Origin of the sequence: Streptomyces sp. NPDC058145 (assembly GCF_042884245.1) — a bacterium.
Lineage (GTDB): Bacteria > Actinomycetota > Actinomycetes > Streptomycetales > Streptomycetaceae > Streptomyces.
The window spans coordinates 283,203-308,066 of the sequence record NZ_JBHVUH010000004.1 but is presented as its reverse complement, the minus strand read 5'-3'; the positions used below and the strand labels follow the sequence as shown (position 1 = coordinate 308,066).

Here is a 24,864-nt window from a genome sequence, read left to right as displayed (position 1 = left end):
GACGGCCGTCACGGCCGGATCAGTCGGCGATCGGCAGGTACACCCGGTTGCCCGACGCCGCGAACTCCTTCGACTTCTGAGCCATGCCCTCCTCGACCTCGGCCCGGCTGCCGCCGTGTTCCCGGCGAATGTCCTGGGAGATCTTCATGCTGCAGAACTTCGGCCCGCACATGGAGCAGAAGTGGGCCGTCTTGGCCGGTTCGGCCGGCAGGGTCTCGTCGTGGAACTCCCGTGCCGTGTCCGGGTCCAGGGCGAGGTTGAACTGGTCCTCCCACCGGAACTCGAAGCGGGCGTCGGACAGCGCGTCGTCCCACTCCTGCGCGCCCGGGTGCCCCTTGGCGAGGTCCGCCGCGTGGGCGGCGATCTTGTAGGTGATGACCCCGGTCTTGACGTCGTCACGGTTGGGCAGGCCCAGGTGCTCCTTGGGCGTGACGTAGCAGAGCATCGCCGTGCCCCACCAGGCGATCATCGCGGCACCGATGCCGGAGGTGATGTGGTCGTACGCCGGCGCGATGTCGGTCGTCAGCGGGCCGAGTGTATAGAACGGAGCTTCATCGCAGATCTCCTGCTGAAGGTCGATGTTCTCCTTGATCTTGTGCATCGGGACATGGCCCGGGCCCTCGATCATGGTCTGTACGTTGAAACGCCTGGCGATCCGGTTGAGTTCCCCGAGCGTGCGCAATTCCGCGAACTGCGCCTCGTCGTTGGCGTCCGCGATCGAGCCGGGCCGCAGACCGTCGCCCAACGAGTACGTGACGTCGTAGGCGGCGAGGATCTCGCAGAGCTCCTCGAAGTTCTCGTACAGGAACGACTCCTTGTGGTGCGCCAGGCACCACGCGGCCATGATCGAGCCGCCCCGCGAGACGATGCCGGTCTTGCGGTTGGCGGTGAGCGGCACATACGGCAGGCGCACGCCGGCGTGGACGGTCATGTAGTCCACGCCCTGCTCGGCCTGCTCGATGACGGTGTCCTTGTAGATCTCCCAGGTCAGTTCCTCGGCCCTGCCGTCGACCTTCTCCAGTGCCTGGTAAAGCGGAACGGTGCCGATGGGCACGGGGGAGTTGCGCAGCACCCACTCGCGGGTGGTGTGGATGTTGCGGCCGGTGGAGAGGTCCATGACCGTGTCGGCACCCCAGCGGGTCGCCCAGGTCATCTTCTCGACCTCCTCCTCGATCGAGGAGGTGACCGCGGAGTTGCCGATGTTGGCGTTGACCTTCACCAGGAAGCGCTTGCCGATGATCATCGGCTCGATCTCCGGGTGGTTGACGTTGGCCGGCAACACCGCGCGGCCCGCCGCGATCTCCTCACGGACCACCTCGGGAGAGACGTTCTCCCGGATGGCCACGTACTCCATCTCAGGCGTGATCTCGCCCCTGCGCGCGTACGCGAGCTGTGTGACCGCCTGGCCTTCACGACCGCGGCGTGGCTGACGCGGGCGCCCGGGGAACACCGCGTCCAGGTTGCGCAGCCCGCCACGCGGCGAGGTGTGCTTGATCCCGTCATCCTCGGGGCGGACGGGGCGGCCCGCGTACTCCTCGGTGTCACCGCGGGCGATGATCCAGGTCTCCCGCAGCGGCGACAGCCCCCTGCGGACATCGGTCTCGACGAGTGGATCGGTGTACGGGCCCGATGTGTCGTACAGCGTGACCGACTGCCCGTTGGTGAGATGCACCTGACGGACCGGCACACACAGGTCGGGGCGTGAACCCTCGACGTACGCCTTGTGCCAGCCGATGGACTTTCCGGCCTCCTGGGACTTCTCGTCCTGAACGGAGGCAGGCGTGCGTGCGTCCTTGTTGGTCATGAGACCTACTCCCTACGCCGGCATTACCCGGTAACAGGTTCGGCGGTCGACGCAGCGATTTCCGGCTGCGGATGTCTCCCGGGAAACCACGTTCCACGTGAAACATCGCGTATCCGGAGGTCAGCGCCCTCTCAGCCCGGTGCTCCGAGCTCCCGCGTGTGCAAAGGTGCCTCCACGCTAGCGTCAGTTCGGGCGCGGTGAACAGAGGGCCCCTTCGTTCTTGCGATGATCGGGCGGTGACCACGACGGAGCAGCACCCTTACCCGCCCTCGGAGCCGCCGCGCCAAGACGGCTCCGAACCAGGCCATGGTCATGGCCACTCACACGGTCACAGTCACAGTCACAGACCTGCCGCGCCCGTCTCGAAGCATCTGCGCAAGGTCATCGCGGCGATCCTCGTCCCGTTCACCGCGGCCGTCGTGGTCGGTCTGGTGATTTTGTGGCCCGAAGGAGCACCGCCGCACGAGCGCACCGGTGTCGGCTTCGACCGACAGACGCAGCAGGCCACGGTCACCCAGGTGGTCGAGCTGAGCTGCAAGTCGGTCAACGCATCGGGCGGTACGGCGGCGGGCGGCACCGCCGCTCGAGGAGACAGCTCGGCACAGCACGAGGCGAAGGGCGCCTGCAGGAAGGCGACGGTCCGGGTCGACACCGGCAAGGACGAGGGCCGGACCTTCACCGAGATCGTGCAGCCGGACCAGTCACGGCAGTTGCACCAGGGCGAGAAGGTCGTGGTCGCCTACGAGCCCTCGGCGCCGAAGGACCTGCAGTACTCGGTGACCGATGTGAACCGGAAGTTCCCCATGGCGCTGCTCGCGGGCATCTTCGCGCTCGCCGTCGTGGTGGTGGGCCGGCTGCGCGGGGTCATGGCCCTGGTCGCGCTGGCCGTGAGCTTCCTGGTGCTGACGTTCTTCATCCTGCCCGCGATCCTGCAGGGCTCGAACCCGCTGCTGGTGGCCGTCGTCGGGTCGAGCGCCATCATGCTCATCGCGCTCTACGTGTGCCATGGTCTTTCGGCGCGTACATCGGTCGCGGTACTCGGCACTCTGGCCTCCCTGCTGCTGATCGGCGTTCTCGGCTCCGGGTTCATCGACTGGGCCGCGCTGACCGGCAACACGGACGACAGCACCGGTCTGATCCACGGCCTGTTTCCGTCGATAGACATGAGCGGTCTGCTGCTGGCCGGAGTCATCATCGGTTCGCTGGGTGTCCTGGACGATGTGACGGTGACCCAGACGTCGGCGGTCTGGGAGCTGCACGAGGCGAATCCGGCGATGGGCTGGCGCGACCTGTACCGGGCGGGCATCCGGATCGGCCGCGACCACATCGCCTCGGTCGTCAACACCCTTGTCCTCGCCTACGCCGGCGCCGCCCTGCCGCTGCTTCTGCTGTTCTCGATCGCGCAGAGCAGCGTGGGCACGGTGGCCAACAGCGAGCTGGTGGCCGAGGAGATCGTACGGACGCTGGTGGGCTCGATCGGGCTGGTCGCCTCGGTCCCGGTCACCACCGCCCTCGCTGCCCTCGTGGTGTCGGCCGACCGGTCTGGGCCGGGCGGCGCCGTGGACGGCGGGGCGCAGCCCGTTCCGGCGCGCGGCGGCAGGGGGCGGCGGCGGAAGCGCTGAGAGGCGCATCCGCCGGGACACCACCGAAGAAGCGTTCCTGCGGTGTCCCGGGCGGCAGTACGTGAGCGCCCGGCGCCCCGCTGCCACAAGCCCTCAGCCGGCGCTCTGCTCCTCGGCCAGAATGCGATCCAGAGCCTCGTCGAGGTGGGCGTCGAAGTCGGCCAGCGCGCCCTCCTGGCCGAGCGGCACCAGCTTGTCCGTGCGGTCGAGGAAGGCCACGAGCGGCGGCGTCGAGGAGCGGAACAGAGCCTGGTCGCTGCCCACCTGAAGCCGGATCAGCACCTCGCCCAGCACCTCGGTGTCGGCGGGTGCGATGTGCACATCGCCCTCCCCGCACGGCCGCCCGACCCCGTCGATCAGCAGTTCCCTCCCGAAGGCCCAGGTCACCGGGGCGTCACCGGGCAGATGGAAGGTGAGCCGCACGGCGTAGGGATCACAGGTCTCGTAGCGCAACTCCACCGGGATGCGGAAGGAGAGCTCCTCGGACACGAGAAAACTCATCATGACTTCTGCCTGTACGGATTCGCGCATCGCCTACCCCGTCATATGACGTCGACTGGCCGGGAATGATCCCCCTCGACTGTGCATCAAATCTTGCTCAACGTGCACGACAGATCACAAGGAGTGAGTTTTCAGATACTGATAGAGAGCGACAGCGCGCCCAGATGTCTCCCGATCCCGGCCTGCAGACGCAGGGCGGCGGGCAGCAGCTGTTCGCTCTGATGTACGGGGAGTGAGATGGCCATCGTGGCCGCCGTCGTGCCGACCGTGATGGGGATCGCCGCACAGACCGTCCCGAGCGCGTACTCCTGCCGCTCCACCACCGGCTCCATGCGCGGTGTCCTGGCCAGCCGGCGCAGGAGAGCGTGGTTGTCCCGCACCGAGTACGGCGTGAGGGACCGCGCCGGATAGCGGCTCAGGTGGTCCCGGCGGGCCTCCTCGTCCAGCTGGGAGAGCAGGCACTGTCCGATCGCGTGCGCGTGCCCGGTCTCGCGGAAGTCGGCCCACTCCTCGACCGCGGGTGTCTCCCGCGAGTCGGAGACGCACATGACCTCGATCTCACCGGCCCGGTACATGGCGTAGTACACCGGGGCGCCGATGGAATCGCGCCAGTACGCGAGGGTGTCGGCCACCGTGCTGCGACGTTTCTGCTGCGCTCCGCTGCTGCTCAGCCGCTCGGCCGCGTCGCCGAGGAAGAACAGCCCCTTGTCGCGGCGCAGATAGCCCTCGTGCACCAGGGTGCGCAGGAGGTGATAGGCCGTGGGCAGGGCGAGGCCGGTCTCGCGGGCGAGTTGTTTGGCGGGGGCGCCGTACTCGTGGACCGCGACGGTCTCCAGCAGGCGCATCGCCCGCTGGACGGAGCCGATGAGGGTCGCCGCCTGCGGCTGCTCCGGAACCTCCGGGGGCCGTGCGCGTCCGGGGCCGGTCGCGGAACGCGGTTGTCCCGGGACGGCCGCTGCACGCGGCCGCTGCACATGGGGCACGCACGGTCGCGGCGGAGCGGGGGGTGCGTGGGGTTCTGCCGGTGCGGTGTCAACCGTGGCCAAGGGTCACTCCGGGAGCGCGAGGGTGGGGCAGCCCGTGCGGTGGAACACGGGTGCCGCGCGCGGGGCCCGGCCCCGCGTGGGTTCCGAACCTAACCGCCCGCCACCGCGTGGGGACGGCCTGCCGGGAAACTTCCCTCCCCCGAGGGAACCGGTGATTTCCGTTACCGGTCACCGGCTCCCACGCCCCTCACCAGTCGCTGCGCGACGAGGAGTTCGACATGAACTTGCGCACGATGTAGATCAGTCCGCCGACCAGCGCGACGAAGACCAGTGCCTTGAAGAGCAGGCCGATCACGAAGCCGATGACGGTCGCTATCAGGCTGCCGAACACGACCAGGGCGATGACCGGCACCGCGACCCACTTCACCCACCACGGCAGCCCCGCGAAGATCCCTCGCATTGCCCTCGTCCTTTGCGTTCCGTTGCGTCCACGACGTCCTGCGCTCTGTCCTGGACACAATCCCGATGTCTGCCATCGATGCTAGGGCCGCCGAGGGTGCCTGCGGGCGCCTCGCACCCCTTGTCCTCCCCTGACCCGACCCCTAGGGAACCCCGAGCCCGAAGCTCAGGCCTCGGGTGGAGAGAAGACGACCAGTACCCTCAGGTCCTCGCTGATGTGGTGGAACTTGTGGGCGACGCCGGCCGGTACGTACACCACGCTGCCCCGCGCCACCTGGGTGGTCTCCAGGCCGACCGTGATCGACGCGCGGCCGCTGACGACGAAGTACACCTCGTCCTGGTTGTGCGGCTTCTGCGGGTCGTGCTCGCCCGCGTCGAGGGCATACAGGCCGACCGACATGTTCCGCTCCCGCAGGAACTGAAGGTAGGCCCCCTCGTTGGCGGCGCGCTCCGCCTCCAGTTCGTCCAGCCGGAATGCCTTCATCGCCGTTGTCCGCCCTCGCCCCTGCTCGCCCTGGATCCGGTCTGCCACGATCAGACACATGAAGAATTTCGTAGTCAAGACGATCGCCAACGCGGCCGCTCTCGCGATCGCCGTGTGGCTGCTCGACAAGATCACTCTCACGGGTGACAGCACGGGCAAGAAGGCCGGCACGCTGATCGTCGTCGCGCTGATCTTCGGCCTGGTCAACTTCCTGGTCAAGCCGATCGTGAAGGTACTCACCTTCCCGCTGTTCCTGCTGACGCTGGGGCTGATCACCCTGGTCGTCAACGCGCTGATGCTGCTGCTGACCTCCTGGGTGTGCGGCAAACTCGACCTGAGCTTCCACGTGGAGGGCTTCTGGACGGCCGTGCTCGGCGGACTGATCATCTCCGTCGTCTCCTGGGCGCTGAACCTCGTCCTGCCCGACGAGGACTGAGCTCGCCATGACCTACCGCGTCTGTTTCGTGTGCACCGGCAACATCTGCCGCTCCCCGATGGCCGAGTCCGTCTTCCGCGCGCGCGTGGAGGAGGCGGGCCTCGAGGACCGGGTGGAGATCGACAGCGCCGGCACCGGCGGCTGGCACGAGGGGGAGACCGCCGACCCGCGCACCGTCACGGTCCTCGACGAGCACGGCTACCGCACCGAGCACGTCGCACGGCAGTTCCGGCCCGCCTGGTTCGCCCGCCTCGACCTGGTGATCGCCCTGGACACCGGCCACCTCAAGGCCCTGCGCCGCCTCGCGCCCACCGAGGAGGACGCTCGCAAGGTCCGCCTGCTGCGCTCCTACGCCCACTCCTCCGACCGGCGCACCACCGCCGACGCCCCCGAGGACACCTGCGACGACCTCGACGTGCCGGACCCGTACTACGGGGGCCCGGTCGGCTTCCAGGAATGCCTTGAGATGGTTGAGGAGGCGAGCACCGGTCTGCTCGCCGCCGTACGGGAACAACTGGAGGGACGGATCGCATGAGCGAATCCACCAAGGACGCGGACCACACCGGCGACGGCACGCGCGCGGTACGGGCCGGACTGCCCGAGCCGGTCAAGCACGAGCCGACCCTGCCCGGGCCCGTGTTCGCCGCGCACTTCCACCTGCCGGGCGAAGTGACGGGACCGTACTCCTACGGCCGTGACGACAACCCCACCTGGACCAACCTGGAGCGCGCCATCGGCGAGCTGGAGGCACCGGAACGGGACGACGTCGAGACGCTGGTGTTCGCATCGGGCATGGCCGCGATCTCGGCGGTGCTGTTCTCCCAGCTGCGCGCGGGCGACGCGGTCGTCCTGCCCTCCGACGGCTATCAGGTGCTGCCTCTGGTCCGCGCCCAGCTGGAGGCCTACGGCGTCGAGGTGCGCACCGCGCCCACCGGTGGAGACGCCCAGCTCGAGGTTCTCGACGGCGCGCGGCTGCTGTGGATCGAGTCGCCGTCGAACCCGGGGCTCGACGTGTGCGACATCCGGCGGCTGGTGGAGGCCGCGCATGCGCGGGGCGCCCTGGTCGCCGTCGACAACACGCTCGCCACCCCGCTCGGCCAGCGTCCGCTGGAGCTGGGTGCCGACTTCTCCGTGGCCAGCGGTACCAAGCAGCTGACCGGACACGGCGACGTCCTGCTGGGCTACGTGACCGGGCGCGACGGTGAGGCGATGGCCGCCGTACGCCGGTGGCGCAAGATCGTGGGAGCGATCTCCGGGCCGATGGAGGCCTGGCTCGCCCACCGCTCCATCGCCACGCTCCAGCTGCGCGTCGACCGGCAGAACGCCACCGCGCTCGTGGTCGCCGAGGCCCTGCGGCAGCGGCCCGAGGTCTCCGGGCTGCGCTATCCGGGGCTGCCCGACGACCCCTCGCACAAGGTGGCCTCGCAGCAGATGCACCGCTTCGGCTGCGTGGTCTCCTTCACGCTGCCCACGCGCGCGCGTGCCGAGCGGTTCCTGGAGGCGCTGCACCTGGTCGAGGACGCGACGAGCTTCGGCGGAGTGCGTTCCACGGCCGAGCGCCGCCGTCGCTGGGGCGGGGACGCGGTTCCCGAGGGCTTCATCCGCATGTCCGTCGGCGCGGAGGACCCCGAGGACCTGGTGGCGGACGTGCTGCGCGCGCTCGACGAGTCGGCCGAGTGAGCCGTTTAACGGCGGCGATTCCGATCGGCAGACGGTCCGAGCCTCCCCCCTCGTGGCTCGGACCGTCCTCGGTTCTGCGCGCGAAGAACCGCGCGAACAAGGCTAGTTGACTCTCTGTCAGTGTCCAATCACGGTAGCGACAGAGACCTATCGACTTATTTATAGTTGGTGCCTGCCCGGAGGCCGGAAGAAGGCAGGGAAAGGGGGAGGGCGCGCCATGGACCTGGCCTTGCTGCGCACTTTCGTCACCGTGCACCGGGCCGGTTCCTTCACTCGCGCCGCGGCCCTGCTGGGCCTGTCCCAGCCGGCCGTCACTTCCCAGATCCGCACCCTGGAGCGGCAGCTGGGCCGTCCCCTGTTCCTGAGACAGGCCCGCGGAGTGACGCCTACGACCATCGGCGACGAACTCGCCCACAAGGCCGCGCCCCACCTCGACGCCCTGGTCGAGATAGCCGAGAGCGCCCCGGACGACGGATCCTCGTTACGGACGCTGCACCTCGTAGGCCCACCGGAGTTCATCGCCGAGCGTGCCCTTCCCGCCCTGACGCGACTGACCGGCGAGGACGGCCAGGGCTTCGCGCTGCGCGCCTCCTTCGGAACCGCGGAGGAGGCTTTGGAAGGGCTGGCCGCCGGACACCACGACCTGGCCATCAGCACCGCCCGACCGCGCGGCGCCCTGCTGACCGCGACCGCGCTCTGCGACGAGGAGCACGTGCTGGTCGCCGCTCCCCGCTGGGCCGAGCGGATCGGGCCAGGAACCCTGCACCTCAAGGGGGCAGTGGTCCTGGAGAACTTGCCCGTCGTGGAGGTCCACGAGTCCCTGCCGTTCGTCTCGCGCTACTGGGCCTCCGTCTTCGACTCCCGTCCGGCCGCCTCGGGCACGGTCATCGTTCCCGATCTGCGTGCCGTGCTCTCCTGCGCCATCTCGGGCGCCGGACTCGCTGTACTGCCCCGCTATCTGAGCACCTCCGCCCTGGACCGCGGCGAGATCACGACGCTGTACGACCCCGCGGTGCCGCCGCTGCGCACCTACTTCCTGAACGCGCGCACGGGCAGCCTCGCCATGCCGCACATCGCCCGGGCGCACGTGTGGCTCCAGCGGGCCGCGACTGCCTGGGGCTGAGACAGCCGGCCTGACTTCACGGCTTGCACTCGAGCGGTGCCGAAGGCGTGATGTTTCACGTGGAACGAGCCGGGCCACATTCCCTGCATGACCGTCCGACCCGTGGTCAAGCGCACCGCCCGCGCCGTTCTGCTGGACGGTGACGACCTGATCCTGATCAAGCGCACCAAGCCCGGCGTCGATCCCTACTGGGTCACCCCCGGTGGCGGAGTGGAAGCCGCGGACCCGACCGTCGTCGACGCCCTGCACCGAGAGGTGTACGAGGAACTCGGCGCCAAGATCACCGACGTCGTGCCCTGCTTCGTGGACACCGTGGAGCACATTGGCGAGGACGGCGGCGCGACCGGCGTGAAAGTGCAGCACTTCTTCGTCTGCCGACTGGAGTCCATGGATCCGTCGCTGCGCCACGGCCCCGAGGTGGATGAACCGCTGGGCGAGTACGAGATCGTCCGTGTTCCCTTCACCCGCGTCGGCATCGCCTCCGTCCACCTCGTGCCGTTGTCCCTGCGGCACTACCTGGACGGCAATATCGAGGGCGTACGCGCCATGCACGCCCCCGACCTCGAATAGGCCGCACGGCACGCCAGGAAGTGCCACACCGGCCCGCGGCCCGGGGGGCCTGGGCCCACCGATGTGAGACGCCTGCGCTCACCCAGGCCCGCGTGAACGGGCCACGACGTGGCCGAAAGCGTCCACGTCCGCATCGAAACAGGTGGACGGACGGGGGACTGGTCGGACAGCCTGACCTGCGTGCCGACTCCTTCGCTCGCCGCCCTGCCCATCCGGCGTCTGACGCTCCACGATCTCACCGCCTGCGCCGACTTGTCCGAGGACCGGGGGTGGCCACGTGAGGAACACAAGTGGGGTTTCCTCCTCACGGCCGGCAGGGGCTACGGCATCGACGACCCCGACGGCGGACTCGTCACTGCGTGCGTCGTCACTGAGTACGGTTCCTGGGAGCGCTCGGCCCTTGGCGCCATCGGCATGGTCCTCGTGGCCGGACGCCATGCCCGCCAGGGTGTCGGACGCCGCATGATGCGGCATGTCGTGTCGCTCATGGGCACCACCCCGCTGACCCTGTACGCCACCCCCTTCGGACGCCCGCTCTACGAGGAGCTGGGCTTCAAGGTCTCGGGCCGGTCGGAGATGCTGAGGGGGCACTTCACCCCCGGGGGTCCGGAAGCCCGAGTGGCGACGCGGCCGGCCATCGCCGAGGACCTGCCCTCGATCCTCCGGCTCGACGAGGAGGCGTTCGGCACCGACCGCACTCCCCTCATCACCCGTCTCCCCTCCTTCGCCGACCAGTTGCGCGTGGCCGAGGAGGACGGCCGGATCATCGGCTACACGGCCGCGTGGCCCAACATGGACACCCATGTCGTCGGCCCGCTGATCGCCCGGGACACGGAGACGGCCAAGGCCCTCATCGCCTCGCTCGCGGCCCACACGCACCGCCCCCTGCGCACCGACATCGACGTACGGCACGAGGAGCTGCTGAGCTGGGCGAGGGCACGGGGACTGGCCCCCGTGGCCGTCAACGTCGTAATGACCTATGGCATCACGGAGCTGCCGGGGGACTGGAGGCGTCGGTTTGCGCCACTGACGGTGGCCGCGGGCTGAGCGTCGGCCCCCCGCTCCAGAGCGAGGGGCCGACGCTGCCGTGCGAGGTGGGCGGTCAGACGAGCGCCGCAACGGCCGCGGTGGCGAAACCGTGGTCCTGCTCGGGCGCACCGCCGCCGACACCGACCGCGCCGATCAGGCGGCCGTCCCGGTGGACGGGGAGACCGCCCGCGATGAAGAGCAGCGGCCGGTCGAGGGCGGTGGGCAGCGTGTGGAAGGGGCCACCCGGCTGCACGGCGTCCACGAGGTCGGCGGTGGCCGCGTCGAGCTGGAGCGCCGTGTAGGCCTTGCGGGTGCTGGTCTCACCGGAGATGAGCACCGCCCGGTCGTCCCGGCGGAAGGCGAGCAGGTTGCCGCCGGCGTCGAGGACGGTGACGCTGACGGTGACCCCAGCCTCTTCGGCCGCGCGACGTGCCGTGGCGACGAGCAGCTCGGCGTCCTCGATGGTGAGCGGGGCGACGGTGGTGGTGCTCATGTAAAACATGCTCCTTGTGCGGTGGTGCGTGGGGTGAGGTGATGCCGCACGGGGGCCAGGGCGTACACGCCCCGGTGTTCCGGGCGACGGCCGGGTACGGACGTACCGTCCGGTGGCCGGGGTGGGCTCAGTGGTGGACCGGGGTCCGCTGTCCGGTGGGCGCCGCCGATGCGAGCACCGTGCCGCGCGTACCGTGGCGGCGCTCGAGGGTGGCCGAGAGCACGGCCAGGACCAGGGCGGCCGCGGCGAGGGCGGCACCGACCCAGTTGGGCGCGGTGTAGCCGAGGCCGGCCGCGATGACCATGCCGCCGAGCCAGGCGGAAAGGGCGTTGCCCAGGTTGAAGGCGCCGATGTTGACGGCCGACGCGAGTGTCGGGGCGCCGTGCGCCTGGTCGAGGACGCGCTTCTGCAGCGGCGGGACGGTCGCGAAGCCGAGGGCGCCGATCAGGGCGATGGTCACAGCGGCGGCGATCTTGTTGTGCGCGGTGAGCGTGAAGAGCGCGAGGACGACGGCCAGCGCGCCCAGGGAGACGTACAGCATCGGCATCAGCGCGCGATCGGCGAACTTGCCGCCGATGAGGTTGCCGCCGACCATGCCGAGGCCGAACAGGACCAGCAGCCAGGTGACCGAGCCGTCGGCGAAGCCCGCGATGTGCGTCATCATCGGCGCGATGTAGGTGATGGCCGCGAAGACCCCGCCGAAGCCGAGGACGGTCATCGCCATGGCGAGCAGCACCTGTGCGTTCTTGAAGGCGGCCAGCTCATGGCGCAGGTGTACGCCCTCCGGCCGCGGCAGGTCCGGCACCAGCCGGGCGATGCCTGCCAGGCCGACGACACCCAGGGCGGCGACGATGCCGAAGGTGACGCGCCAGCCGACGTTCTGGCCGATCAGCGTGCCCAGCGGAACGCCGACGACGTTGGCGACGGTCAGACCGGTGAACATCATGGCGATGGCTCCGGCCTTCTTGTCGGAAGCCACCAGTTCGGCCGCGACGACCGAGCCGATGCCGAAGAAGGCGCCATGGGCGAGGGACGCGATCACGCGTCCGATCAGCATGACCGCGAAGGCCGGGGCCACCGCGGAGAGCAGGTTGCCGACGATGAAGAGCCCCATGAGGAGCATCAGCATCCGCTTGCGCGGGACCTTGGTGCCGAGCACGGTCATCAGCGGGGCGCCGATCACCACGCCGAGGGCGTATCCGGTCACGAGCAGGCCGGCCGTGGGGATGGAGACCCCGAAGTCGCCCGCGACCTCGGGCAGTAGGCCCATGATCACGAACTCGGTCGTCCCGATTCCGAAGGCCCCGATCGCGAGGGCCAGAAGCGCGAGAGGCATGTGGGGGTGCACCTTCCAAACGATTGCAGGAGCGCTTTGCGTGCGTTCACAATAGTTGCAGACGCGGGATAAACGCAAGCGCGGGCTATTGCGGAAATGCTCTACCCTGGATCCAGCCGCTCCGGGACGGAGGAACACGCAATGACAGCGACGGACCCTGCGCTCACCGCCCTCGCCCAGGGCTGGTGCGCCCTCTCCCTGCTGCACGGGAGGATCGAGGCGCACATCGAGCGCGCCCTGCAGGCGAAGCACGACCTGAGCGTGCGCGAGTACTCCCTGCTCGACGTGCTCAGCCGCCAGCACGAGGGTGAGGGCGGCCATCTGCAGATGAAGCAGGTCGCCGACGCGGTGGTCCTCAGCCAGAGCGCCACCACTCGGCTGGTGACCCGCCTGGAGGACCGCGGTCTCCTGGAGCGCTATCTGTGCCCCACCGACCGTCGCGGCATCTACACCAACGTCACGGAGGCGGGTCTGCGGCTGCTGGACGAGGCGCGTCCCAGCAATGACGCCGCTCTCCGCGAAGCCCTGGACGAGGCGGCCAGGGATCCCGAGTTGGCCCCGCTGGTGAGGGTCGTGGAGTCCCTGAACGTGCCCGCATAGGGTGCGGGCATGGGAGATCTTGAGATACGCGGGGCGACCGCACCCGACCTGCCCGCGATCGTGGACATGCTCGCCGACGATCCACTCGGAGCCCGGCGCGAGTCGCCCGACGACCTGTCGCCGTACCTGACAGCCCTGGAGCGGCTGACCGCGGACCCGAACCAGCGGCTCGTCGTCGCGGTGCGCGAGACCCGGGTCGTCGGCACGCTCCAGCTCACGATCATTCCTGGCCTCTCCCGCAAGGGAGCCACCCGCTCGATCATCGAAGGCGTCCGCATCCACGCCGACGAGCGCGGCAGCGGCCTGGGTACACAGCTCATCCAGTGGGCGATCGAGGAATCCAGGCGGCAGGACTGCCACTTGGTGCAGCTGACCTCCGACAACAGCCGCAAGGACGCCCACCGCTTCTACGAGCGGCTCGGTTTCGCCGCCTCCCATGTGGGCTTCAAGCTGCAACTGTGAAAACGGCCGCATCGTTCAGTCAGTCCGCGATCCCTCGCCAGCCTGCCGGATCCACGCCGCCGGGCACCCCGGCGCCCTCCTCGTAGGGCTGCCGTGCGAACACGAACGACCCGAGGTCCAGATGGCTCACGGATCCGTCCGAGCGCCGCACGGCGCGCAGGACCTCTCCCGCGTAGTAACCCTCCAGTCCGGTCCAGGTGCCGTCCCCGTCGGGTCGGAAGCGCGCCCGACGCCCGGCGCCGGACATCGGCCCCAGGGAGACGAGGCCGTCCGCCGTCACCCGCAGGGCGAAGGCATGTGTTCCCCAGTACCACTGCCCGGCCAACTCCAGTACGGCCGGGTCGACTTCGCTCAGCGGACGCCAAGGGGCGGGAATCCGGGGCTCGGCCTCCGCGACGATGCGGACGAGATCGGCACCCACCGCTGACACCACCGGACCGGACGTGCAGTTGGTCAGCACCACGGCCGCCACACCGTCCCCCACGCTGATGCTGAGGTTCGCGAGGAACCCCGGCAGCGAACCGGAGTGCCCCACGATCAACCGGTCGTCACGCCGCTGGATCTGCATGCCGAGGCCGTAGGCGGCGCCGTCGACGACGTCCGAGGCCTCCGCGGGGGCCGCGGGTGTGCGCATCTCCCGGACCGATTCCGCGCTCAGCACCCGGTCGTCTCCCCCGGCCAGAAAGGCGGCGAAGCGCGCCAGATCGGCCGTGGTGGACCAGAGCTGTCCGGCCGGCGCCATCCGGCCCAGGTCCTCCAAAGGCTCGGGCAGCAGCGCGTCGGCCCACGGATGTACGGCCCAGCCGCCCGCGTGGGGCGCCTGGGGCTGGGCACTGGTGCGCGTCAGTCCCAGGGGCTCCAGCACCTCCCTGCCGAGCACGTCCGTCCAGTCAGCGCCGCGCAGTCGTTCCACCAGAGCACCGAGCAAGGTGTAGCCGGGATTGGAGTAGTGGTGCCGTCGGCCGACGGGATGCAGTACCGGCCGCTCTCCGAGGACGTCGCTCAGCTCGGGACGCAGCGAACCAGGCGTCCGCTCCCACCAGGGTGCGGGTGACTCCGCCGCAAGACCACTGGTGTGCGCGAGCAGTTGGGCGATGGTCGCCTCCCCCGCACCGGTGCCCGGCAGATGCTTCTCCAGCGGGTCATTGAGGTCGAGCAACCCCTCGTCACGCAGTCGTAGCACCAGGACGGCGGTGAACGTCTTGGTGATCGAACCGATCCGGTACTGCACATTCTCGTCCGGCGCGTGCCCGTCGACCGAGGACCGCGCGCCGTGCCACACGGTCCGCCCGTCCCGGACGACCGCGGCAACCAGCGAGGGTGTCCGCCCTTCGGTCTGAGCGACAGCGATGCGGTGCAGCAACGCCCGCCGAGTGCCGGGGAGCAGCTCTTCCTGGGATGTCGTCATGCCCCCAGTTCAGCGGCTGTGCCGACGCACGTCGAGTCCATTTCACCGGCCCCGCGCATGACGACGACGGCCCCTGAGCCGACGGTCAGGTCTGGGCCATGTCCACGAAGCGTGAGTAGTGGCCCTGGAAGGCGACCGTGATCGTCGCCGTGGGGCCGTTTCGGTGCTTGGCCACGATCAGGTCGGCCTCGCCCGCACGCGGGGATTCCTTCTCGTACGCGTCCTCACGGTGCAGCAGGATGACCATGTCGGCGTCCTGCTCGATGGAGCCGGACTCACGCAGGTCGGAGACCATCGGCTTCTTGTCGGTGCGCTGCTCCGGGCCACGGTTGAGCTGGGAGAGCGCGATGACCGGGAGCTCCAGTTCCTTGGCCAGCAGCTTGAGGTTACGGGACATGTCCGAAACCTCCTGCTGACGGCTCTCGGCCCGCTTGGAGCCGCCGGACTGCATCAGCTGGAGATAGTCGATGACCACCAGCTTCAGGTCGTTGCGCTGCTTCAGGCGCCGGCACTTCGCGCGAATCTCCATCATCGACAGGTTCGGGGAGTCGTCGATGTAGAGCGGGGCAGCGGACACGTCCGGCATACGCCGGGCGAGCCGGGTCCAGTCCTCGTCCGTCATCGTGCCGGACCGCATGTGGTGCAGGGCCACGCGGGCCTCCGCCGACAGCAGACGCATCGCGATCTCGTTGCGTCCCATCTCGAGGGAGAAGATGACGCTGGGGAGGTTGTTCTTGATCGAGGCGGCCCGGGCGAAGTCCAGCGCGAGGGTGGACTTACCCATGGCGGGACGGGCCGCGATGACGATCATCTGGCCCGGGTGCAGGCCGTTCGTCAGCGAGTCGAAGTCCGTGAACCCGGTCGGCACACCGGTCATCTCGCCGCTGCGCGAGCCGATCGCCTCGATCTCGTCGAGGGCGCCCTCCATGATGTCCCCCAGCGGGAGGTAGTCCTCGCTGGTGCGCTGCTCGGTGACGGCGTAGATCTCGGCCTGGGCGCGGTTGACGATCTCGTCCACGTCGTCGTCGGCCGCGTATCCCATCTGCGTGATGCGGGTGCCGGCCTCGACCAGACGGCGCAGCACCGCGCGCTCGTGCACGATCTCCGCGTAGTACTCGGCGTTCGCCGCCGTCGGCACGGTCTGCACGAGGGTGTGCAGATACGACGCCCCGCCCACCTTGTTGATCTCGCCGCGCTTGGTGAGTTCGGCGGCGATGGTGATCGGGTCGGCCGGCTCGCCCTTGGCGTAGACGTCGAGGATCGCCTGGTAGATCGTCTCGTGCGCGGGCTTGTAGAAGTCGTGGCCCTTGAGGATCTCCACGACGTCGGCGATGGCGTCCTTGGAGAGAAGCATGCCACCGAGGACGGACTGCTCGGCGTCCAGGTCCTGCGGAGGCAGCCGTTCGAAGGAGGAACCCCCGCCGTCCCAGCCGCCGCTCTCCCGGCCCCGGTCGTGCTGTTCGTCACGACCCCGGCCGCCGTCACTCCTGCGACGGGAGGCCGGCAGACGATCACTGGGCCCGGCCTCGGCCCACGGATCGTCCAAGGGCTCGGAAATGCTCACCGAGCCACCTCCTCCCGTCCGCACGGCGGACCTAGCCGTGCCCTCTGTTGTACGGCACGACACTGACAAAATGAGAGGCCCAACTCCGGTTCTCGCGGGTCTGTTTTGTGACGTTTCCCGAGTCGGAGGAAGGAGCGGGCGCCGGACAACGTTAGGCCTGTCGGCAGCGTCAGCCAATCTGGTTATCCACAGGCCATGTGGACGACGGCCCAGATGCTGTGGAGAACCTCCCCAAACCTGTGCACGACCCAGTGGACAGCCCTGTGAACAAGCCCTCGCCGTGGCGCACGCCACCGCGCTGAACTGCAGGTTTACCGTCCACCGGCTGTGCAGAAGAAAAATTTTCCCAGTCGGATCAAGATCGCTTCGGATGGGGCGCACAGCCACGCGGGCGACGATTGGAAGTAAGGGTCAACAAGCAATTACATCTCTTACCTGTGGACGATTAGATTGGTGCTCATGACACAGGCTCCCGCGATCCCCAAGGCCACCCGCCGTCGGCACGACCAGGAGATCATCGCGCTGGCCGTACCGGCCTTCGGTGCGCTGGTCGCCGAGCCCCTGTTCGTGATGGCCGACAGCGCGATCGTCGGCCACCTGGGAACCGCCCAGCTCGCCGGCCTCGGAGTGGCGTCGGCCCTCCTCACCACCGCGGTGAGCGTCTTCGTCTTCCTGGCGTATGCCACCACAGCCGCCGTGGCCCGGCGGGTCGGCGCCGGCGATATCCAGGCGGCCATCCGCCAGGGCACGGACGGCATCTGGCTCGCGCTGCTCCTCGGCGCGGCGGTCATCGCCGCCGTCCTCCCCCTGGCCCCAAGCATCGTGGACCTGTTCGGCGCCTCCGCCACTGCGGCGCCCTACGCCACGACGTACCTGCGCATCTCCGCTCTCGGTATCCCGGCCATGCTGATCGTCCTGGCCGCCACCGGTGTGCTGCGCGGCCTGCAGGACACCAGGACACCCCTCTACGTCGCCGTCGCGGGTTTCGTCGTCAACGCCGCCCTCAACGTGGGTCTCGTCTACGGCGTCGGACTCGGCATCGCCGGATCCGCCTGGGGCACCGTGATCGCCCAGTGCGGCATGGCGGCGGCCTATCTGACCGTGGTCGTTCGCGGGGCCCGGCGGCACGGGGCCTCGCTGCGACCGGACGCGGCCGGTATCCGGGCCTCGGCACAGGCCGGAGCCCCTCTGCTCGTCCGCACCCTGTCGCTGCGGGCGATCCTCATGATCGCCACAGCGGTAGCCGCACGCCTCGGCGACGCCGACATCGCCGCCCATCAGATCATCCTGTCCCTGTGGAGTCTGCTGGCCTTCGCCCTCGATGCGATCGCCATCGCCGGGCAGGCCATCATCGGCCGCTACCTCGGGGCGAACGATTCCGAGGGCGCCCGGTTGGCCTGCCGCCGCATGGTCCAGTGGGGCATTGCCACCGGGGCCGGGCTCGGCCTGCTCGTGGTGGCCGCCCGCCCCCTGTTCCTTCCGCTGTTCACCAGCGACTCCGTGGTCAAGGACACGGCACTCCCCGCGCTGCTGATGGTGGCCCTTTCGCAGCCCATCTGCGGAATCGTGTTCATCCTGGACGGTGTCCTGATGGGCGCCGGCGACGGCCCGTACCTGGCCGGGGCCATGGTCGTGACCCTGGCGGTCTTCGCACCGGTGGCGCTGCTCGTTCCCAGCCTCGGTGGCGGCCTCACCGCCCTCTGGGCGGCCATGACCCTGATGATGACGGTCCGCATGATCACCTTGGGGCTACGGACGAGCTCGGGCCGATGGATCGTGACGGGCGCGACCCGCTGAGTGCATCAGCCGGCTCGCCTTGGCCCGGTTTCACGTGAAACAGACCGCGTCCTGGCAAGCCACGCCCATACGAAGAGGGGCCACCCCAGTGGGGTGGCCCCTCTCTCAGCTGTTCAAGCCGAGCACGGCGTCAGGCCGCGACGACCTCGATGTTGACCTTGGCGGCAACCTCGGGGTGCAGACGCACGGACGTCTGGTGAGCGCCCAGAGTCTTGATCGGCGCACCCAGCTCGATGCGGCGCTTGTCGACCTCGGGGCCACCGGAAGCCTTGATCGCCGAAGCGACGTCGGCCGGGGTGACGGAACCGAAGAGACGACCGGCGTCGCCCGAGCGGACGGCCAGACGGACCTTGACGCCCTCGAGCTGGGCCTTCACAGCGTTGGCCTGCTCGATGGTCTGGATCTCGTGGATCTTGCGAGCGCGACGGATCTGCTCGACGTCCTTCTCGCCACCCTTGGTCCAGCGGATAGCGAACTTCCGCGGGATCAGGTAGTTGCGAGCGTAACCGTCCTTGACGTCGACGACGTCGCCCGCGGCACCGAGGCCGGAAACCTCGTGGGTGAGGATGATCTTCATTAGTCGGTCACCCTTCCCTTAGCGCGCGGTGGACGTGTAGGGCAGCAGCGCCATCTCACGGCTGTTCTTCACGGCCGTGGCGACGTCACGCTGGTGCTGCGTGCAGTTGCCGGTCACGCGGCGGGCACGGATCTTGCCGCGGTCGGAAATGAACTTCCGCAGCATGTTCGTGTCCTTGTAGTCCACGTACGTGACCTTGTCCTTGCAGAAAGCGCAGACCTTCTTCTTAGGCTTGCGCACAGGCGGCTTCGCCATGGTGTTTCTCCTGTGTGATCAAGAAGTGGGAATACGAGCCCCCTAGAAGGGAGGCTCGTCCGAGTAGCCGCCGCCACCACCGCCGCCGCCGGAGCCGGAGCCACCGCCCCAGCCGCCGCCCTGGTTGCCACCGGCGGGAGCGCCGGTCGCCCACGGGTCGTCGGCAGGAGCGCCGCCGCCTTGCTGGCCGCCCTGCTGGCCGCCGCCGGAGCCGCCGCCCCAGCCGCCACCACCCTGGCCGCCGCCGTAACCGCCCTGGCCACTGCGCGCGCCACCGGAGGTCTTGGTGACCTTCGCCGTGGCGCTGCGCAGGCTGGCGCCGACTTCCTCGACGTCCAGTTCGTAGACCGTGCGCTTGACGCCCTCACGGTCCTCATAGGACCGCTGCTTCAGCCGGCCCTGCACGATGACGCGCATGCCTCGCTGGAGCGACTCGGCGACGTTCTCCGCCGCCTGACGCCAGACCGAGCAGGTCAGGAACAGGCTCTCGCCGTCCTTCCACTCGTTCGTCTGGCGGTCGAAGGTGCGGGGAGTGGACGCGACGCGGAACTTCGCGACCGCCGCACCGGACGGGGTGAAGCGCAGCTCGGGGTCGTCGACAAGATTGCCGACGACCGTGATGACGGTCTCGCCTGCCATGGGGAACCTCTCGGCGGGTTTGCTGCTGGCTGCTTGCTGCTACTCGAATCCCGAGATCAGCTGAGCGGGAGGCTCAGTGGGTCTCGGGACGGAGGACCTTGGTCCGGAGGACCGACTCGTTCAGGTTCATCTGGCGGTCGAGCTCCTTGACGACCGCAGGCTCGGCCTGCAGGTCGATGACCGAGTAGATGCCCTCGGGCTTCTTCTTGATCTCGTACGAGAGACGACGACGGCCCCAGGTGTCGACCTTCTCAACCTTGCCGCCGCCATCGCGGACGACAGACAGGAAGTTCTCGATCAGCGGGGAGACAGCGCGCTCCTCGAGATCGGGGTCGAGGATGACCATCACCTCGTAGTGACGCATGTGGAACCCACCTCCTTTGGACTCAGCGGCCACGGTCGTTCCGTGGCAGGAGGGTCGTGATGCGTAAGCAACGGTATCGGCCACCACTGACAATCGAAGGGGTTCCGCTGGGGATCCCGCAGTGCGGCCGCAGATATTTCTGACAGGCCTGGGCAGACACCGATGCAGACGGTACAGACTACCTGCACACCGGCTTCCGGTTGAAATCCGGCGGTGGGCACCGTCAGTCTGTACACATCGGGTGTGTATGGCGCTACTGTGCGCCGCGATCCGCAGGAGGTGCCCCATGGCACAGCAGGCATTGCGACCCAACACCGCCGGATCCCTCTTCGCCACGGACGGCAAGCCCCATCCGCTCCAGGACGCCCTCATGGCGGTGACGCTTGTCCTGGGCGTGCTGGCCTTCATCACGTCCTTCTTCTCCGGTCTCCATCTGATCGCTTCCTGGGCCGGACTGGTGGGGCTCGTGATCGGTGTTTACGGCCAGTGGATCTCGGTGACGACGCGTGAACGGTTCGGCCTGATCCTGGGTCTGGGCGCCTCCGGTGTCGGCTTCATGCTCGGCATGGCGAACGGCGGGCTGTTCGGTGGGCTCGTCGGCTGAGCCCACCGGCTCTCCTACGACGCCCCACTGAACACCGCGCAGACGCCCCGGCAGGCGACAGGCCGGGGCGAAGGTGCTGTGCGCCCAGTCGGGGCGGTCGCAAGGCGCAGTAGGCTTCGGCGGGTGAGCCGGAGCCCCTGAACCCATGGGGACACACCAGCCCGAGGAGCGCCCCGACATGAGCCTGACCCTGAGGACCATCAGCCGCGAGCAGCATCTGGCCTACATCCAGAGCCTGCCGTCGGCGAGCCACATGCAGGTCCCGGCCTGGGCCGATGTGAAGGCGGAGTGGCGCACGGAGCATCTCGGCTGGTTCGACGAGCGCACCGGCGACATGGTCGGCGCGGGTCTGGTCCTGTACCGCCAGCTGCCCAAGATCAAGCGCTACCTCGCCTACCTCCCCGAGGGCCCGGTCATCAACTGGTTCGCGCCGAACCTGGACGACTGGATCCAGCCGATGCTCGCCCACCTCAAGCAGCAGGGCGCCTTCTCCGTGAAGATGGGCCCGCCGGTGATCATCCGCCGCTGGAACGCGGAGACGATCAAGAAGGGCATCCAGAGCCAGGATGTGAAGCGCCTGCGCGACATGGAGGCCGACTTCATCGAGCCGCGCGCCTTCGAGGTGGCCGACAAGCTGCGTCGCATGGGCTGGCAGCAGGGTGAGGACGGCGGCGCCGGCTTCGGCGACGTCCAGCCCCGCTACGTCTTCCAGGTGCCGCTGGCGAATCGTTCGCTGGAAGAGGTGCACAAGAACTTCAACCAGCTGTGGCGCCGCAACATCAAGAAGGCCGAGAAGGCCGGCGTCGAGGTCGTCCAGGGCGGCTACCAGGACCTCGCCGAGTGGCAGCGGTTGTACGAGATCACGGCCGTGCGCGACCACTTCCGGCCCCGCCCGCTGTCGTACTTCCAACGCATGTGGACGGCCCTCAACACCGAGGACCCCAACCGCATGCGGCTGTACTTCGCCCGTCACAACGGCGTGAACCTGTCGGCCGCGACCATGCTGATCGTCGGCGGGCACGTCTGGTACTCCTACGGCGCCTCCGACAACATCGGCCGTGAGGTCCGGCCCTCGAACGCGATGCAGTGGCGGATGCTGCGCGACGCCTACGCGCTCGGCGCCACCGTCTACGACCTGCGCGGTATCTCGGACTCGCTGGACGAGACGGACCACCTGTTCGGCCTGATCCAGTTCAAGGTCGGCACCGGCGGCCAGGCCGCCGAGTACCTCGGCGAGTGGGACTTCCCGCTGAACAAGCTGCTCCACAAGGCGCTCGACATCTACATGTCGCGCCGCTGAGCGCGGGACGTTTGATTCCATAGTCTCCACAGCTCTCCACCCCACTGACACACGGCAGCCACGAGAAAGGGTCCGGGTCCGGCCATGGCGCTCACGCTCTACGTCGACACCGCGCGCTGGCGGGCGCACCACAAGCACGTGCAGGAGCAGTTCCCGGGGCTCGTCCCGGTCTGCAAGGGCAACGGCTACGGTTTTGGACACGAACGGCTGGCGGAGGAGGCCACCCGGCTCGGCTCGGACATCCTCGCCGTCGGCACCACGTACGAGGCCGCGCGTATCAAGGACTTCTTCGGCGGCGACCTGCTGGTGCTGACGCCGTACCGGCGGGGCGAGGAGCCCGTTCCGCTGCCGGACCGGGTGATCCGTTCGGTGTCGTCGGTCGACGGCGTGTACGGCCTCGTGGGCGCGCGCGTCGTCATCGAGGTGATGTCCTCCATGAAGCGGCACGGCATCAGTGAGCAGGATCTGCCGCAGTTGCACGCCGCCACAGAGAACGTCCGGCTGGAGGGCTTCGCCATCCACCTGCCGCTGGACCGCACCGACGGCTCGGACGCCGTCGAGGAGGTCATCGGCTGGATGGACCGGCTTCGCGCCGCCCGGCTGCCGCTGCACACGATGTTCGTCAGCCATCTCAAGGCCGATGAACTCGCCCGGCTGCAGCAACAGTTCCCGCAGACCCGGTTCCGCGCCCGCATCGGCACGCGGCTCTGGCTCGGGGACCACGACGCCACCGAGTACCACGGCGCCGTCCTGGATGTCACCCGGGTGACCAAGGGTGACCGCTTCGGCTACCGGCAGCAGAAGGCGGCTTCGGACGGCTTCCTGGTGGTCGTGGCGGGCGGTACGTCGCACGGGGTGGGCCTGGAGGCCCCGAAGGCGCTGCACGGCGTCATGCCGCGCGCCAAGGGCGTCGCACGGGCCGGCCTGGCCACGGTCAACCGGAACCTGTCCCCGTTCGTCTGGGGCGGCAAGCAGCGCTGGTTCGCCGAGCCGCCGCACATGCAGGTGTCGATCCTCTTCGTCCCCTCGGACGCCCCCGAGCCGAAGGTGGGCGACGAACTGGTGGCCCATCTGCGGCACACCACAACCCAGTTCGACCGGATCGTGGACCGTTAGTCCGGGCCGCCGGACGGTACGGGCCCCGGACCGAGAAGGCCGTACACGCATCGCGCGTGTACGGCCTTCTTCATGTGGACCCAAGGGGGCGCGTTCGCTCAGAGCGAACGCTCTCCGTTCGGCGGCAGCCCGGGCCTTCCCCAGTCCACCTGAGGCGCGTCGAAGTGGGCGGCGTGGCGGGGTGGATGGGCCGCGGCGCCCAGCACGAAGACGTCCTCGGCGCCGTCGAGCACTCCGCCCGAGGGGTCGTCGTCACCGGACCGGCGCACCACGTCCCGCTCGGGCATGAGGATGTCCCGCACGACGACGGCGCACAGGTAGAGCGTGCCGAGCAGATGCACCGCGATCACCCAGTCGTACCCCAGCGTGGGCAGTCCCTTGTGGGCGTCCCCACTGGTCGTGTAGGCGAGGTAGAACCAGATGCCCAGGAAGTACGCCACCTCGCAGGCCTGCCAGATCAGGAAGTCCCGCCACTTGGGCCGGGCGAGGACGGCCAGCGGCACCAGCCACAGGACGTACTGCGGGGAGTAGACCTTGTTGGTCAGGATGAAGACCGCGACGATCAGGAAGGCCAGCTGGGCGAAGCGCGGCCGGCGCGGGGCGGTGAGCGTCAGCGCGGCGATACCCAGGGAGCACACCGCCACGAGCACGACGGCGGCGTTGTTCACGAAGTCGGTGGAGGGCGGATTGCTCGAGTTCTGCGCCCAGATCAGCCAGAGCGACCCGAAGTCGACGCCCCGGTCGTGGCTGAACGTGTAGAACTTCGACCATCCCTCGTAGGCGAAGAGCATCACCGGCAGGTTCACCACCAACCAGGCGACGGCCGCGCCGCCCACGGCCCGGAAGAACTCCCGCCATTTGCCGGCCCGCCAGCACAGCACCAGCAGGGGACCGAGCAGCAGGACCGGGTAGAGCTTGGCGGCGGTGGCGAGACCCAGGAGAACACCGAAGGCCAGTGAGCGGCCCCGCGACCACATCAGCATCGCGGCGGCCGTCAGGGCCACCGCGAGCAGGTCCCAGTTGATGGTGGCGGTGAGGGCGGCGGCGGGCGCCAGAGCGACCAGCAGCCCGTCCCAGGGGCGCCGGGCGTGGGTACGGGTCACGCACACGGCGACGACGGCCGCGCACGCCATCAGCATTCCGGCGTTGACGAACCAGTACCACTGCTCCTGGTGCTGGATGCCGCCGCTGCCCGGCGTGACCCAGGCGGCCACCTCCATGAACACGCCGGTCAGCACCGGGTACTCGAGGTAGTCCATGTCGCCCGGGAGCCGGTCGAAGTACGGCACCAGCCCGTCGGCGAATCCGCGTCCCTGATAGAGGTGGGGGATGTCCGAGTAGCAGGCGTGGGTGTACTGCGAACTCGCGCCGAAGAACCAGGCGCTCTGGTAGCAGGGCGCCTTCTGCACCAGGCCGAGGGCGAACATGCCGATCGCCACGAGCGCGATGACCCGTAGCGGGGTCCACCAGGTCGTCCCGAGCAGGGCACGCCGGCCGATCGGTCCGCCGATCAGCTCGCTCCCGGCCGCGGCCACCTCGTCCTCACGGGTCGGCCGCACCGGCTCGGCGCCGACGGGCCGTACGGGATCGGGCTCGTGCACGCCCGCGGGCGTCATCTCTGCACTGGGCATGGGGCACATCCTGCCGTACCAGTC

At 69.1% G+C, this 24,864-nt stretch carries 27 protein-coding genes and 1 riboswitch; of the genes, 13 read left to right on the top strand and 14 right to left on the bottom strand.

The window, feature by feature from the left end; translation table 11 throughout:
• Nucleotides 1-19: 19 nt before the first annotated feature.
• Nucleotides 20-1,804, bottom strand: a complete 1,785-nt coding sequence (thiC, locus tag ACFVVO_RS11370; RefSeq protein ID WP_390053820.1) for a phosphomethylpyrimidine synthase ThiC — start codon at nucleotides 1,802-1,804, stop codon at nucleotides 20-22.
• Nucleotides 1,797-1,970, bottom strand: a riboswitch (TPP riboswitch). (Overlaps the previous gene by 8 nt.)
• 70 nt (nucleotides 1,971-2,040) lie before the next feature.
• Here thiC and ACFVVO_RS11365 point away from each other — a divergent pair.
• Nucleotides 2,041-3,426: a YibE/F family protein gene (locus ACFVVO_RS11365; protein ID WP_390053818.1), complete on the top strand. Its 1,386-nt coding sequence runs from the start codon at nucleotides 2,041-2,043 to the stop codon at nucleotides 3,424-3,426.
• A 93-nt stretch (nucleotides 3,427-3,519) separates the two neighbouring features.
• Here the strand turns inward: ACFVVO_RS11365 and ACFVVO_RS11360 are convergent, their stop codons facing one another.
• The 4 genes from ACFVVO_RS11360 to ACFVVO_RS11345 form a co-directional block, all read right to left on the bottom strand.
• Nucleotides 3,520-3,957, bottom strand: a complete 438-nt coding sequence (locus tag ACFVVO_RS11360) for an SsgA family sporulation/cell division regulator (protein WP_143630291.1) — start codon at nucleotides 3,955-3,957, stop codon at nucleotides 3,520-3,522.
• Between the two features lie 101 nt (nucleotides 3,958-4,058).
• The gene (locus tag ACFVVO_RS11355; protein ID WP_390053816.1) at nucleotides 4,059-4,973 is read right to left on the bottom strand and encodes an IclR family transcriptional regulator; all 915 of its coding nucleotides are present in this window, start codon (nucleotides 4,971-4,973) and stop codon (nucleotides 4,059-4,061) included.
• A gap of 187 nt (nucleotides 4,974-5,160) precedes the next feature.
• Nucleotides 5,161-5,373 carry a DUF5326 family protein gene (locus tag ACFVVO_RS11350; protein WP_390053814.1) on the bottom strand — a complete coding sequence of 71 codons (213 nt, stop codon included), beginning with the start codon at nucleotides 5,371-5,373 and terminating at the stop codon, nucleotides 5,161-5,163.
• 165 nt (nucleotides 5,374-5,538) lie between these two features.
• On the bottom strand, nucleotides 5,539-5,856 hold the full coding sequence (locus ACFVVO_RS11345; RefSeq protein WP_389451950.1) for a cupin domain-containing protein: 318 nt from the start codon (nucleotides 5,854-5,856) through the stop codon (nucleotides 5,539-5,541).
• Nucleotides 5,857-5,914: 58 nt separating this feature from the next.
• On the opposite strand from ACFVVO_RS11345, the gene ACFVVO_RS11340 reads away from it, so the two are divergent.
• The 6 genes from ACFVVO_RS11340 to ACFVVO_RS11315 all read left to right on the top strand — a co-directional run bounded on the left by ACFVVO_RS11340 (nucleotide 5,915) and on the right by ACFVVO_RS11315 (nucleotide 10,712).
• Complete coding sequence (locus ACFVVO_RS11340; protein ID WP_351661667.1) at nucleotides 5,915-6,292, top strand: phage holin family protein; 378 nt, start codon at nucleotides 5,915-5,917, stop codon at nucleotides 6,290-6,292.
• Between the two features lie 7 nt (nucleotides 6,293-6,299).
• Nucleotides 6,300-6,827 carry a low molecular weight protein-tyrosine-phosphatase gene (locus ACFVVO_RS11335; RefSeq protein ID WP_390053812.1) on the top strand — a complete coding sequence of 176 codons (528 nt, stop codon included), beginning with the start codon at nucleotides 6,300-6,302 and terminating at the stop codon, nucleotides 6,825-6,827.
• On the top strand, nucleotides 6,824-7,972 hold the full coding sequence (locus tag ACFVVO_RS11330) for a cystathionine gamma-lyase (RefSeq protein WP_390053810.1): 1,149 nt from the start codon (nucleotides 6,824-6,826) through the stop codon (nucleotides 7,970-7,972). The genes ACFVVO_RS11335 and ACFVVO_RS11330 overlap by 4 nt, the downstream gene beginning before the upstream one ends.
• Nucleotides 7,973-8,189: 217 nt before the next feature.
• Nucleotides 8,190-9,095: a LysR family transcriptional regulator gene (locus ACFVVO_RS11325; protein ID WP_390053809.1), complete on the top strand. Its 906-nt coding sequence runs from the start codon at nucleotides 8,190-8,192 to the stop codon at nucleotides 9,093-9,095.
• 87 nt (nucleotides 9,096-9,182) lie between these two features.
• On the top strand, nucleotides 9,183-9,665 hold the full coding sequence (locus ACFVVO_RS11320; protein WP_390053808.1) for an NUDIX domain-containing protein: 483 nt from the start codon (nucleotides 9,183-9,185) through the stop codon (nucleotides 9,663-9,665).
• A 180-nt stretch (nucleotides 9,666-9,845) separates the two neighbouring features.
• Nucleotides 9,846-10,712 (top strand): GNAT family N-acetyltransferase, encoded by an 867-nt coding sequence (locus tag ACFVVO_RS11315; protein WP_390053807.1) that lies wholly within the window; start codon nucleotides 9,846-9,848, stop codon nucleotides 10,710-10,712.
• Nucleotides 10,713-10,767: 55 nt separating this feature from the next.
• On the opposite strand, the gene ACFVVO_RS11310 is transcribed toward ACFVVO_RS11315, so the two are convergent.
• A complete protein-coding gene (locus ACFVVO_RS11310) occupies nucleotides 10,768-11,187 on the bottom strand; it encodes a heme-binding protein (protein WP_390053806.1) in 420 nt (139 codons plus the stop codon).
• A 127-nt stretch (nucleotides 11,188-11,314) separates the two neighbouring features.
• On the bottom strand, nucleotides 11,315-12,523 hold the full coding sequence (locus tag ACFVVO_RS11305) for an MFS transporter (protein WP_390053805.1): 1,209 nt from the start codon (nucleotides 12,521-12,523) through the stop codon (nucleotides 11,315-11,317).
• Nucleotides 12,524-12,664: 141 nt separating this feature from the next.
• Here ACFVVO_RS11305 and ACFVVO_RS11300 point away from each other — a divergent pair, with 141 nt between their 5' ends.
• The gene (locus ACFVVO_RS11300) at nucleotides 12,665-13,123 is read left to right on the top strand and encodes a MarR family winged helix-turn-helix transcriptional regulator (protein ID WP_390053804.1); all 459 of its coding nucleotides are present in this window, start codon (nucleotides 12,665-12,667) and stop codon (nucleotides 13,121-13,123) included.
• A gap of 9 nt (nucleotides 13,124-13,132) precedes the next feature.
• Nucleotides 13,133-13,585: a GNAT family N-acetyltransferase gene (locus ACFVVO_RS11295; protein ID WP_390053803.1), complete on the top strand. Its 453-nt coding sequence runs from the start codon at nucleotides 13,133-13,135 to the stop codon at nucleotides 13,583-13,585.
• Between the two features lie 19 nt (nucleotides 13,586-13,604).
• Here the strand turns inward: ACFVVO_RS11295 and ACFVVO_RS11290 are convergent, their stop codons facing one another.
• Nucleotides 13,605-14,993 (bottom strand): serine hydrolase domain-containing protein, encoded by a 1,389-nt coding sequence (locus ACFVVO_RS11290; RefSeq protein ID WP_390053802.1) that lies wholly within the window; start codon nucleotides 14,991-14,993, stop codon nucleotides 13,605-13,607.
• A gap of 85 nt (nucleotides 14,994-15,078) precedes the next feature.
• Nucleotides 15,079-16,557, bottom strand: coding sequence for a replicative DNA helicase (dnaB, locus tag ACFVVO_RS11285; RefSeq protein ID WP_390053801.1), 1,479 nt, complete (start codon nucleotides 16,555-16,557; stop codon nucleotides 15,079-15,081).
• 459 nt (nucleotides 16,558-17,016) lie between these two features.
• Here dnaB and ACFVVO_RS11280 point away from each other — a divergent pair, with 459 nt between their 5' ends.
• Nucleotides 17,017-18,354, top strand: coding sequence for an MATE family efflux transporter (locus ACFVVO_RS11280; RefSeq protein WP_390053800.1), 1,338 nt, complete (start codon nucleotides 17,017-17,019; stop codon nucleotides 18,352-18,354).
• A gap of 130 nt (nucleotides 18,355-18,484) precedes the next feature.
• Here the strand turns inward: ACFVVO_RS11280 and rplI are convergent, their stop codons facing one another.
• From rplI to rpsF, 4 genes are all read right to left on the bottom strand, one after another.
• Entirely contained in the window at nucleotides 18,485-18,931 is a 447-nt protein-coding gene (gene rplI / locus ACFVVO_RS11275; protein ID WP_390053799.1) for a 50S ribosomal protein L9, read from the bottom strand.
• Nucleotides 18,932-18,949: 18 nt separating this feature from the next.
• Nucleotides 18,950-19,186 carry a 30S ribosomal protein S18 gene (gene rpsR / locus ACFVVO_RS11270; protein WP_003949403.1) on the bottom strand — a complete coding sequence of 79 codons (237 nt, stop codon included), beginning with the start codon at nucleotides 19,184-19,186 and terminating at the stop codon, nucleotides 18,950-18,952.
• 42 nt (nucleotides 19,187-19,228) lie between these two features.
• Nucleotides 19,229-19,825, bottom strand: coding sequence for a single-stranded DNA-binding protein (locus tag ACFVVO_RS11265; protein WP_390053798.1), 597 nt, complete (start codon nucleotides 19,823-19,825; stop codon nucleotides 19,229-19,231).
• A gap of 73 nt (nucleotides 19,826-19,898) precedes the next feature.
• Complete coding sequence (gene rpsF, locus ACFVVO_RS11260; protein ID WP_004985983.1) at nucleotides 19,899-20,189, bottom strand: 30S ribosomal protein S6; 291 nt, start codon at nucleotides 20,187-20,189, stop codon at nucleotides 19,899-19,901.
• Nucleotides 20,190-20,475: 286 nt separating this feature from the next.
• Between rpsF and ACFVVO_RS11255 the strand changes: the two genes are divergently transcribed.
• From ACFVVO_RS11255 to ACFVVO_RS11245, 3 genes are all read left to right on the top strand, one after another.
• Nucleotides 20,476-20,793 (top strand): hypothetical protein, encoded by a 318-nt coding sequence (locus ACFVVO_RS11255; protein ID WP_390053797.1) that lies wholly within the window; start codon nucleotides 20,476-20,478, stop codon nucleotides 20,791-20,793.
• A gap of 178 nt (nucleotides 20,794-20,971) precedes the next feature.
• Nucleotides 20,972-22,093 (top strand): lipid II:glycine glycyltransferase FemX, encoded by a 1,122-nt coding sequence (locus tag ACFVVO_RS11250; RefSeq protein ID WP_390053795.1) that lies wholly within the window; start codon nucleotides 20,972-20,974, stop codon nucleotides 22,091-22,093.
• Nucleotides 22,094-22,177: 84 nt separating this feature from the next.
• A complete protein-coding gene (locus ACFVVO_RS11245) occupies nucleotides 22,178-23,209 on the top strand; it encodes an alanine racemase (RefSeq protein WP_390053793.1) in 1,032 nt (343 codons plus the stop codon).
• Nucleotides 23,210-23,307: 98 nt separating this feature from the next.
• Here the strand turns inward: ACFVVO_RS11245 and ACFVVO_RS11240 are convergent, their stop codons facing one another.
• Nucleotides 23,308-24,840: a glycosyltransferase family 87 protein gene (locus ACFVVO_RS11240; protein WP_390053791.1), complete on the bottom strand. Its 1,533-nt coding sequence runs from the start codon at nucleotides 24,838-24,840 to the stop codon at nucleotides 23,308-23,310.
• Nucleotides 24,841-24,864: the final 24 nt, after the last annotated feature.